The organism is Pseudomonas sp. GW456-12-10-14-LB2 (genome assembly GCF_002884345.1).
Taxonomy (GTDB): domain Bacteria; phylum Pseudomonadota; class Gammaproteobacteria; order Pseudomonadales; family Pseudomonadaceae; genus Aquipseudomonas; species Aquipseudomonas paraglycinae.
This window is the reverse complement of record NZ_POHV01000038.1, coordinates 58993-69876: the sequence shown is the minus strand read 5'-3', so window position 1 is coordinate 69876 and position 10884 is coordinate 58993. Positions and strand designations below refer to the sequence as shown.

At 61.3% G+C, this 10884-nt stretch carries 8 protein-coding genes and 1 riboswitch; of the genes, 5 read left to right on the top strand and 3 right to left on the bottom strand.

Translation table 11 applies throughout. The features are described from left to right. Positions 1–323: 323 nt before the first annotated feature. A riboswitch (cobalamin riboswitch) is annotated at positions 324–546 on the top strand. A gap of 120 nt (positions 547–666) precedes the next feature. The 4 genes from C1X29_RS23165 (at position 667) to cobM (ending at position 2825) form a co-directional block, all read left to right on the top strand. After that, positions 667–864, top strand: coding sequence for a CbtB domain-containing protein (locus tag C1X29_RS23165; RefSeq protein ID WP_007959524.1), 198 nt, complete (start codon positions 667–669; stop codon positions 862–864). An 11-nt stretch (positions 865–875) separates the two neighbouring features. Continuing rightward, positions 876–1577, top strand: a complete 702-nt coding sequence (locus C1X29_RS23160) for a CbtA family protein (RefSeq protein WP_102718459.1) — start codon at positions 876–878, stop codon at positions 1575–1577. After that, the gene (locus C1X29_RS23155; protein ID WP_011334491.1) at positions 1574–1987 is read left to right on the top strand and encodes a cobalamin biosynthesis protein; all 414 of its coding nucleotides are present in this window, start codon (positions 1574–1576) and stop codon (positions 1985–1987) included. Before C1X29_RS23160 ends, C1X29_RS23155 begins: the two co-directional genes overlap by 4 nt. A 91-nt stretch (positions 1988–2078) precedes the next feature. Beyond that, complete coding sequence (cobM, locus tag C1X29_RS23150; RefSeq protein ID WP_102718458.1) at positions 2079–2825, top strand: precorrin-4 C(11)-methyltransferase; 747 nt, start codon at positions 2079–2081, stop codon at positions 2823–2825. 124 nt (positions 2826–2949) lie between these two features. Here cobM and nfuA read toward each other — a convergent pair whose 3' ends face one another. The 3 genes from nfuA to C1X29_RS23135 all read right to left on the bottom strand — a co-directional run bounded on the left by nfuA (position 2950) and on the right by C1X29_RS23135 (position 6981). Next, entirely contained in the window at positions 2950–3534 is a 585-nt protein-coding gene (nfuA, locus tag C1X29_RS23145; protein WP_007959519.1) for a Fe-S biogenesis protein NfuA, read from the bottom strand. A 91-nt stretch (positions 3535–3625) separates the two neighbouring features. Then, positions 3626–4627 (bottom strand): acyltransferase, encoded by a 1002-nt coding sequence (locus C1X29_RS23140; protein ID WP_102718457.1) that lies wholly within the window; start codon positions 4625–4627, stop codon positions 3626–3628. Between the two features lie 59 nt (positions 4628–4686). Continuing rightward, positions 4687–6981 carry a fatty acid cis/trans isomerase gene (locus tag C1X29_RS23135; protein WP_102718456.1) on the bottom strand — a complete coding sequence of 765 codons (2295 nt, stop codon included), beginning with the start codon at positions 6979–6981 and terminating at the stop codon, positions 4687–4689. Between the two features lie 158 nt (positions 6982–7139). Here C1X29_RS23135 and metH point away from each other — a divergent pair, with 158 nt between their 5' ends. Beyond that, a complete protein-coding gene (metH, locus tag C1X29_RS23130; RefSeq protein ID WP_102718455.1) occupies positions 7140–10850 on the top strand; it encodes a methionine synthase in 3711 nt (1236 codons plus the stop codon). The last annotated feature ends 34 nt before the right edge of the window (positions 10851–10884 follow it).

Below are 10884 nucleotides of genomic sequence, written 5' to 3'. Positions count from 1 at the left end.
AGTACCGCTTTTGATCGCAGGGCCCGTCGGCAGGCTGAGTGGAGGGATTGATCCGGGGGTGGGAGCGTAGCGACCGTTTGGCGAAGCCAAACACATCGAGAGGAGGTGCAGCGAAGCAAACCGTAGGCGATGCCCCCGGATCAATCCCGGAGCGAAGGAACCACGAGCCTCAGCGAGGGGCCGTACGTCAGGGTTAGAGACCTTTTGGTTACTTTTGGGGCGTTTGCCAAAAGTGACCCGCCGTAAGGGCGGAACCCTAAGAGGCCGTTACCGCAGCAACGGATCTGCCCACAAAATTGACTAAATTCCCCAACCCATGGTCTCCTACACAACTTGTTACGGGTGCCCTTCACAGGGTGAAACGGGAAACCGGTGAATCATGTGCTTTACTCTAAAGCCATGTCAGTCCGGTGCTGCCCCCGCAACGGTAAGCGAGCGAAGCGTCAGATCCACTGTGCCCAAGGGCATGGGAAGGTGACGCTTGCAGGTCGGCCAGACGCCAACCCCTCGTGAGCCCGGAGACCGGCCCGCAACACACAGTGCGCGTCTTGCGTTACTGAACATAACAAACCCGCGGTGGGCGGGCGCTGTTCGAACCTCTGCGTGCCCGGCCGCAGGGGTTTTCATGCGCTCTATTCACCCGCTGACACTCCAGAGGGAAGCGCCATGTCGATCATCAGCAGCACCGGCAGCAATTCGGACAAGATCTCCAGCACCACCACCCTGAGCCAACGCCTGACCGCCGCCGTCTGCGCGTCGATTCTCGGTGCGTGCCTTGTGTATTTCGCCGGTTTCTCGCACATCGAAGCGGTACACAACGCCGCCCACGATACCCGCCACAGCGCCGCGTTCCCGTGCCACTGAGACCTGACGACATGATCAAGCGTATTGCGCAGACCGCAGGTTTCACCGGCCTTCTGGCCGCCCTGCTCCTGACGTTGCTGCAAAGCTTCTGGGTTTCGCCGCTGATTTTGCAGGCCGAAACCTTCGAGAAAGCCGAACCGGTTGCCGAAGTTCACGAACACGCCGCCGGCACCGCCGCCCACACCCACGATGCCGAAGCCTGGGAGCCGGAAGACGGCTGGCAGCGCGTGGTCTCCACCACTGGCGGCAACCTGGTGGTTGCCGTGGGTTTCGCCCTGATGCTGGCGGGCCTGTACACCCTGCGTGCGCCGACCAAGACTTCGCAAGGTTTGCTCTGGGGCCTGGCCGGTTACGCGACCTTCGTGCTCGCCCCGACCATGGGCCTGCCACCTGAGCTGCCGGGCACTGCCGCTGCGGATCTGGCCTCGCGGCAGATGTGGTGGATCGGCACTGCGGCCTCCACCGCTGTCGGCCTGGCCTTGATCGCCTTCAGCCGTAACTGGCTGATGAAGATCCTCGGCGTGGCGATCCTTGCCGTGCCGCACGTGATCGGCGCGCCGCAACCGGAAGTGCATTCGATGCTCGCTCCGGAAGCCTTGGAAGCCCAGTTCAAAATCGCTTCGCAGCTGACCAACATTGCGTTCTGGCTGGCCCTGGGCCTGATCAGCGCCTGGTTGTTCCGCCGCAAAAGCGAAGGTCAGTACCACGCATGACCGATGACAGCGCAGCGCCGACCTTCGTGGTCGGCCTGGGCTGCCAGCGCGGCTGCCCGGCCAGCACGCTGCGCGCCTTGCTTGATCAGGCATTACAGGCACATCGAATTGATCTGGAGAAGGTCAAGGCGCTGGCCAGCATCGACCTCAAGCGCGACGAACCTGGCCTGCAGGAACTCGCCGCCCAACTGGCGCTGCCGTTGCTGTATTTCAGCAGCGAGGAACTGGCCAGTTATCAGCAACGTTTGAGTCACCATTCGCAGATCGCCTTCGAACGCACCGGTTGCTACGGCGTAGCGGAAAGTGCTGCTCTGGCGCTCGCCGAACAGTTGATCAGTGGCCCGGCAAAACTGCTGATTTCCCGGCAAAAGTACGCTCAGGCAACTCTGGCATTGGCCGGCGCGGCGTAAATTCCCGATAATCCCCGCTTTCGATCATGAGCGTTCTTCATCTCAAGGGCTGGTGAAGCACTGCCCTGCCCCTTTTTTACAGGATCCAACGATGACCGTTTACTTCATCGGCGCCGGCCCCGGCGACCCGGAATTGATCACTGTCAAAGGCCAGCGGCTGATCCGCAGTTGCCCGGTGATCATCTACGCAGGTTCGCTGGTGCCGACGGCGGTGCTGGAAGGTCATTGCGCTGAAACCGTGGTCAACAGCGCCGAACTGCACCTGGAGCAGATCATCGACCTGATCAAGACCGCCCACGCCAAGGGCCAGAATGTGGCGCGGGTACATTCGGGGGATCCGAGTCTGTATGGCGCCATTGGCGAGCAGATTCGTTATCTGCGTGAGCTGGATATTCCGTTCGAGATCATTCCCGGCGTGACCGCCACCGCCGCGTGCGCCGCGCTGTTGGGCGCAGAACTGACCCTGCCGGACATCTCGCAAAGCGTGATTCTGACCCGTTATGCGGACAAGACCGCGATGCCTGTCGGTGAAGAGCTCGGCAATCTGGCGCAGCACGGGGCGACCATGGCGATTCATCTGGGGGTCAATCATCTGGAGAAGATCCTGGCTGAGCTGCTGCCGCATTACGGCGCGGATTGCCCGATCGCGGTGATTCACCGGGCGACGTGGCCGGATCAGGACTGGGTGGTCGGGACGCTGGAGGATATTGCCGGCAAGGTGGCGGCCAAGGGGTTTCGGCGTACGGCGTTGATTCTGGTTGGGCGGGTGTTGGGTAGCGATCACTTTAGCGAGTCGTCGCTGTATCGCGCGGGGCATGCGCACCTTTATCGACCGTGAATGGGACGCGGAGCGTCCCGGGCTGCATTCCCACGCGGACGGTTCGACGCCTCGACGTGGGAACGATCAACGCATAAAAAAACGGCGCTCACGGGGCGCCGTTTTTCATGCCGCAGCGAACACCTTAGTAGTAGGCGTTTTCTTTCTGCGTGTGGTCGGTCACGTCGCGAACGCCCTTGAGCTCCGGAATACGCTCGAGCAGGGTGCGCTCGATGCCTTCCTTCAGGGTCACGTCCGCCTGGCCGCAGCCCTGGCAACCGCCGCCGAACTGCAGCACGGCAATGCCGTCTTCAACGACGTCGATCAGGCTGACCTGACCGCCGTGGCTGGCCAGCCCCGGGTTGATTTCGGTTTGCAGGTAGTAGTTGATGCGCTCGTTGATCGGGCTGTCGGCGTTGACCATCGGGACTTTGGCGTTTGGCGCCTTGATGGTCAGCTGGCCGCCCATGCGGTCGGTGGCGTAGTCGACGACGGCATCATCGAGAAACGCTTCGCTAAACGAGTCGATGTAAGCGGTGAAGCTTTTCAGCCCCAGCGCCGTGTCTTCAGGTTTCTCTTCGCCCGGCTTGCAGTAGGCAATGCAGGTTTCGGCGTACTGGGTGCCAGGCTGGGTGATGAAAACGCGGATGCCGATGCCCGGGGTGTTCTGCTTGGAGAGCAGATCGGCCAGGTAATCATGGGCGGCGTCGGTAATGGTAATAGCGGTCATGGAGACTCCTCGCAGGCTTGAGGCGGAGTTTACGCCAATCGGCGCGCGGCACAAAGTCCTAGTATTTACGTAGGAATAGTTCGCAAATCGGCTAGGTGCCAGGTTCACCGTCAATCCGCGCTTTAAGCCATTGATAACTGCGTTTTTCCACCCATTCGTAGCTCAGCCACGAACCGATAGCGATGGCCAGCGCACAGACGACAAACATCAAATACGGGTTGATCCCGTAGCGTCGGGCCAGATAACCGCCGGCCGACAGCACCAGCACGTGCATCAGATACACCGAGTACGAACAGTCGCCCAGCAGCTTGAGCAGCCTGTTGCGCTCGACATACCGCTCCAGCGCCATACTGACCATGACCAGCACCGCACTGGGCACGCCCCAGTTCAGCAATCGGGGTTCCGGCGGCAGGTGATAGATCGCCAGCAACGCCGCGCCGATCCCCAATAAGGGCAGCCAAAGCGCCGGGCCGATCCAGCCGCGACGGTAGAGCATGCCGATGCCGATCCCCAGCAGGAACTCATAAACGATGTCCGAGCGATAAAACTCGCTGACCCAGCCAAACCCGGTCCAGGCCTGGCACACCGCAAACAGCAGTGCGGCGACCACCAGCAAACGCACTTGCAGCCGGAACAACAGCGCCCAGGCGAACAACACGTAGAACAGCATTTCGTAATTCAGGGTCCAGCCGACATTCAGGGTCGGATAGATCCCGTAGCCGCCGGGGTTTTCCGTCGGGATAAACAGCAACGACAGCAGCAAATGACTCCAGTCCACCGTCTGATCCGGCAGCAACGGCCGGGCGAACACCACCAGCAACGCCATGAGCACCGTGTAGAGCCAATACGCCGGGACAATACGGAACAGTCGATACAACAGAAACCGCGCCGGCGGCAGTGCCTTGCCTTCGGTGGACAGGAAAATCACCAGCCCGCTGATCACGAAAAAGATATCGACGCCCACGGCGCCCTTGTCGATGAACAGCTGCCCTATTGGCCCGCGCGCCTCGAAATCGAAGAAAATCTGCATGAAGTGATGGCAGACCACCGCCCACGCGGCGAGCGCTCGCAGGGCCTGCACTGAAATCAACATCGATGGCGCTCCCGATCCCGTACTTCACAGGATTGGGACAACCGCCATCGCTCAAACGATCAAAGATTCTCGTACCGGTTCATGTCCAGCACGCCCTCTTCCACCGGATCGGTTTCGTGGATGTACTGGCTCAGGTCATGGAAATAGAACCAGAACTGCGGATGGCTGCGGCGGATGCCCCAACGTTCGACGATTTTCTCGAACTGCGCCGCGTCCCTTGCACCTTCCATGGCATCGACAAACGCCGGCACCTGATCCGCCGGGATGTTGAACATGAAATTCGGGTAGCTGCTGAGCACGCCCGGATAAATCGTCAGCGTGTCCAGCCCTGGCTGATAACGCAGGGATTCACCGAGCAGGAACGCCACGTTGCTGTGGGCGCGGTTGCGCAGCAGGCTGTAGACCTCGCGTTTGCCGCTGCGGGTTTCGACCCGCAGCATCGTCGCTTCCGGCAATTGATCGATCACTTTCAGGCCCGCTGCCGGGCGCGAGGTCAGGCGACTCAGCGCCTGCTCGGCGTTCTGCAGGGCCGGGTCGATGTTCGGGCGTGAGCAATAGGCATCTTCGCAGCGGTTGATCGGATCCGGACGCGCGTTGAGATCGCCGTAGCGCGCCAGCAATTGCATGGCGAAATCGCGTTTCGGGTCTTTCTCGTCGAGTTTCAGCGCGGTCGGCTTGTCGTCATCGATGGCTTCGTAATCGAGCCACATCTTGAACTGGCCGCTGCTCTGGTACCAATCGTCGAGGTAACCCTCGCGGGAATCGGCGGGCATCAGGCGCAGGAAATTCTGCTCGGCGCCGTTGCGGATCAGGTCGAAATACAAGCGCGTTTGCGCCTGATGGGAGACGTTGCCGAACACATCGAAATTCACCGCCAACTGGTAATAGGTGCGCTCCAGCAGAGGGTAGTCGAACAGCCACATGGTCTGCGGAACTTCGCCGATCAGGCCTTTGGTCACTGAGGCGCTGTCGAAGTGGCGGAAGATGCTGAGCAAGGCGTTGTCGTTGCCGGCCCAGAGGGTCGACCAGCTCGGCGCCGGCAGGTCGGCGTAGCTGTCACGGCGCAGGGCTTCGTATTTGTTTCGCTTGTTGCGGTAGTTGTGCCACAGGCTCAGGACACTGCCGACGTCGTCGTTCTGCCCCGGCATGGCCAGCAACGGCGTGGCCTGGCCGCGATAGTTCGGGTCGGTGATGTACAGGTCGTGTTCCGGGGCCTGAAACAGCGCCCAGAAGTTGTCGCGGATCACGTCGGTCGCGATCTGTCCACGGCACACCGGGCCGCGAATGAAGGTGCGCACGAAGTATTCGGCGTTATCGAGCATGAACTGATAACGCGCCTGCGCCGGGATCGCCTCGAAGGTCGCGAACGGGTTGGCCCGGCTCTGTGGCCCGTAGCCCGGCAAGGCGTTGACCTGCCAGTTGCCGTTGTAGAACAGGCTTTTGACCCGCGCCATCTTCGCCGCGCTCAGCGGATAGGTGATGTGGGTCTTGTGCACGATCACGCCCTGCACCGGCCACAGGCGGTAATACACCTGGGTGCCCGGATCGTCGTTCGGGCGACGGGTGGCGATCAGATCGATCGGCTGGCCGGTCGGTGTGCGCGAACGCACCCACTGGAAGTAATGCCCCGGCTCGCCGTCCTTGAAATAGATGTGCGCCAGGAACCAGTGCTCGTACAGCCAGCGCCCGACCAGACTTTCCCGTGCGCCGGGCTGGTTGAGCAGGTTTTCCCACTGGACGATCTGCATCGCTTCCTTGGTGCTCGGCGCCAGACCTTGCTCGTCGATAGGGGCGCCGGACGCCAGCCAGCGTTGCAGCGTCTGGTATTGCTGATCGGTCAGGCCGGTCACCGCCAGCGGCATGCCCTCTTTCGGGTGGGCGCCGACATAGCCGTCGAATTCGGCGGGCATCGCGCACAGGTTCTCGCGGTTGAGGCCCAGCACGATGTCTTCCGGCAGTTTGGCGTTGGGTGTCAGCGGCGTTTTGTGTCCCAACTCCAGCATGCGTGCCATCAGAGCGGCCTGACTGCCTTGGGCGTCGAGTACCGAATAAAAGTCTTTCTGCTGCCAGGCGCGTTTGCCGAAGGCGTCATAGAACAACCGGGTGGTCGGCGCCGCCTGGGTGCGTTCGCCATCGTAGACCGGCATCTTGCTCGCGCCACGGGCCGCGCCTTCGCCGCTGCCCAGGTTCAACTGACAGGCAGAGTCGTAGCACGCATGGCAGGCCACGCACTTCTCGGTGAAGATCGGCTGGATGTCTCGGGTGTAGGAGATAGAAGAAGAAATAGCGGGACTCTGCGCCGCCGCGCCAAAGCTTAAAAACAGCAATGCAATGCTGATGACGCGGTACGACATGTCCCTGATCCTGATCCTGAAGAAAAACGCCGCGATTCTACCGTTATGACGCCCGTACCAACATGAGCGATATTCATGCAAAAGCTCGACATGCTCTAAAACCGCACAGGTTTGTTATGATCCCGGCCCTTCGTCATGGTCTTTTTCGAGTAGTCCCAATGTCCGATCGCAGCGTTCGCCTTCAAGCTCTCAAGCAAGCTCTCAAAGAGCGCATCCTGATTCTCGACGGCGGCATGGGCACGATGATCCAGAGCTACAAGCTCGAAGAGCAGGATTATCGCGGCAAACGCTTCGCCGACTGGCCGAGCGACGTCAAGGGCAACAACGACCTGCTGGTCATTACCCGTCCTGACGTGATCGGCGGTATCGAGAAAGCCTACCTGGATGCCGGCGCCGACATCCTCGAGACCAACACCTTCAACGCCACCCGCATTTCCATGGCCGACTACGGCATGGAAGAACTGGCCTACGAACTCAACGTAGAAGGCGCACGACTGGCGCGCAAGGTCGCTGACGCCAAGACCGCCGAGAACCCGGACAAGCCGCGTTTCGTCGCCGGCGTGCTGGGCCCGACCAGCCGCACCTGCTCGCTGTCGCCGGACGTCAACAACCCGGGCTATCGCAACGTCACCTTCGATGAGCTGGTGGAAAACTACACCGAGGCCACCAAAGGCCTGATCGAGGGCGGCGCCGACCTGATCCTGATCGAAACCATCTTCGACACCCTCAACGCCAAAGCCGCGATCTTCGCCGTGCAAGGCGTGTTCGAAGAACTGGGCTTCGAGTTGCCGATCATGATCTCCGGCACCATCACCGACGCCTCCGGCCGGACCCTGTCGGGCCAGACCACCGAAGCGTTCTGGAACTCCGTGGCCCACGCCAAGCCGATTTCGGTGGGCCTGAACTGCGCCCTCGGCGCCCGCGAACTGCGTCCGTACCTGGAAGAGCTGTCGGACAAGGCCAGCACCCACGTATCTGCGCACCCGAACGCCGGCCTGCCGAACGAATTCGGCGAGTACGACGAGCTGCCGGTGGACACCGCCAAAGTCATCGAAGAATTCGCCCAGAGCGGTTTCCTCAACATTGTCGGCGGTTGCTGCGGCACCACGCCGGGCCATATCGAAGCCATCGCCAAAGCCGTCGCCGGTTACGCGCCACGGCAGATTCCGGACATTCCCAAGGCCTGCCGCCTGTCGGGTCTGGAACCGTTCACCATTGATCGCAGCTCGTTGTTCGTCAACGTCGGCGAGCGGACCAACATCACCGGTTCCGCAAAATTCGCCCGCCTGATCCGTGAAGACAACTACACCGAAGCCCTGGAAGTCGCCCTGCAACAGGTCGAGGCCGGCGCCCAGGTGATCGACATCAACATGGACGAGGGGATGCTCGATTCGAAGAAGGCCATGGTGACCTTCCTCAATCTGATTGCCGGCGAGCCGGACATCTCCCGCGTACCGATCATGATCGACTCCTCGAAGTGGGAAGTGATCGAAGCCGGCCTCAAGTGCATTCAGGGCAAGGGCATCGTCAACTCGATCAGCATGAAAGAAGGCGTCGAGCAGTTCATCCACCACGCCAAACTGTGCAAGCGCTACGGCGCCGCCGTGGTGGTGATGGCGTTCGACGAAGCCGGCCAGGCCGATACCGAAGCGCGCAAGAAAGAAATCTGCAAACGCTCCTACGACATTCTGGTCAACGAAGTCGGCTTCCCGCCGGAAGACATCATCTTCGACCCGAACATCTTCGCCGTGGCCACCGGCATCGAAGAACACAACAACTACGCTGTGGACTTCATCAACGCCTGTGCCTACATCCGCGACGAGCTGCCGTACGCCCTGAGCTCCGGCGGTGTGTCCAACGTGTCGTTCTCGTTCCGTGGCAACAACCCGGTGCGCGAGGCGATTCACTCGGTATTCCTGCTGTACGCGATCCGCGCCGGTCTGACGATGGGCATCGTCAACGCCGGTCAGTTGGAGATCTACGACCAGATCCCGCAGGAACTGCGCGACGCCGTTGAAGACGTGATCCTCAACCGCACGCCGGAAGGCACCGACGCCCTTCTCGCCATCGCCGACAAGTACAAGGGCGACGGCAGCGTCAAGGAAGCCGAAACCGAAGAATGGCGCAGCTGGGACGTCAACAAACGTCTGGAGCATGCGCTAGTCAAGGGCATCACCACCCACATCGTCGAAGACACCGAAGAATCCCGTCAGTCGTTCGCCCGCCCGATCGAAGTGATCGAAGGCCCGCTGATGTCCGGCATGAACATCGTCGGCGACCTGTTCGGGGCCGGCAAAATGTTCCTGCCACAGGTGGTGAAATCCGCCCGTGTGATGAAACAGGCCGTGGCCCACTTGATCCCGTTCATCGAACTGGAAAAAGGCGACAAGCCGGAAGCCAAGGGCAAGATCCTGATGGCCACCGTGAAAGGCGACGTGCACGACATCGGCAAGAACATCGTCGGCGTGGTGCTGGGTTGCAACGGCTATGACATCGTCGACCTCGGCGTGATGGTCCCGGCCGAGAAAATCCTGCAGGTGGCCAAGGAGCAGAAATGCGACATCATCGGCCTGTCCGGCCTGATCACTCCTTCGCTGGATGAAATGGTCCACGTAGCCCGCGAGATGCAGCGCCAGGACTTCCACCTGCCGCTGATGATCGGCGGCGCGACCACCTCCAAGGCGCACACGGCGGTGAAGATCGAGCCCAAGTACAGCAACGACGCGGTGGTCTACGTGACCGACGCCTCCCGCGCCGTGGGCGTGGCGACGCAGTTGCTGTCCAAGGAACTGAAAGCCGGATTCGTCCAGAAGACCCGCGAAGAGTACATCGACGTCCGCGAACGCACCGCCAACCGCAGCGCCCGTACCGAACGCCTGAGCTACGCCGCTTCGATCGCGAAAAAACCGCAGTTCGACTGGGCCACATACACCCCGGTCAAGCCGACTTTCACCGGCACCCGCGTGCTGGACAACATCGACCTCAACGTACTGGCCGAATACATCGACTGGACGCCGTTCTTCATCTCCTGGGATCTGGCCGGCAAGTTCCCGCGCATCCTTGAAGACGAAGTGGTCGGTGAAGCGGCAACCTCGCTGTACAAGGACGCCCGCGAGATGTTGACCAAGCTGATCGACGAGAAGCTGATCAGTGCCCGTGCAGTGTTCGGTTTCTGGCCGGCCAATCAGGTGCACGACGACGATATCGAGCTGTACGGCGATGACGGCAAGCCTATGGCCCGTCTGCATCACCTGCGTCAGCAGATCATCAAGACCGACGGCAAACCGAACTTCTCGCTGGCCGACTTCGTCGCGCCGAAGGACAGTGAAGTGACCGACTATGTCGGTGGTTTCATCACCACCGCTGGCATCGGCGCCGAGGAAGTGGCCAAGGCTTATCAGGACGCTGGCGACGACTACAACTCGATCATGGTCAAGGCCCTGGCCGACCGTCTGGCCGAAGCCTGCGCCGAGTGGCTGCACCAGCAGGTGCGTAAAGAGCACTGGGGCTACGCCAAGGATGAAGTCCTCGACAACGAGGCGCTGATCAAAGAGCAGTATTCCGGCATCCGCCCTGCCCCTGGCTACCCGGCGTGCCCGGACCACACCGAGAAGGCCACGCTGTTCGCCCTGCTCGACCCTGAGGCCCAGGAAATGCGCGCCGGTCGCAGCGGCGTGTTCCTCACCGAGCACTACGCGATGTTCCCGGCAGCAGCGGTCAGCGGCTGGTACTTCGCCCATCCGCAGGCGCAGTATTTTGCCGTGGGCAAAATCGACAAGGATCAGGTGCAGAGCTACACCTCGCGCAAAGGCCAGGAACTGAGCCTGACCGAACGCTGGCTGGCGCCGAACCTCGGCTACGACAACTGATTGACGCAATAAAGCCCCTGTCTCGGATGCACTG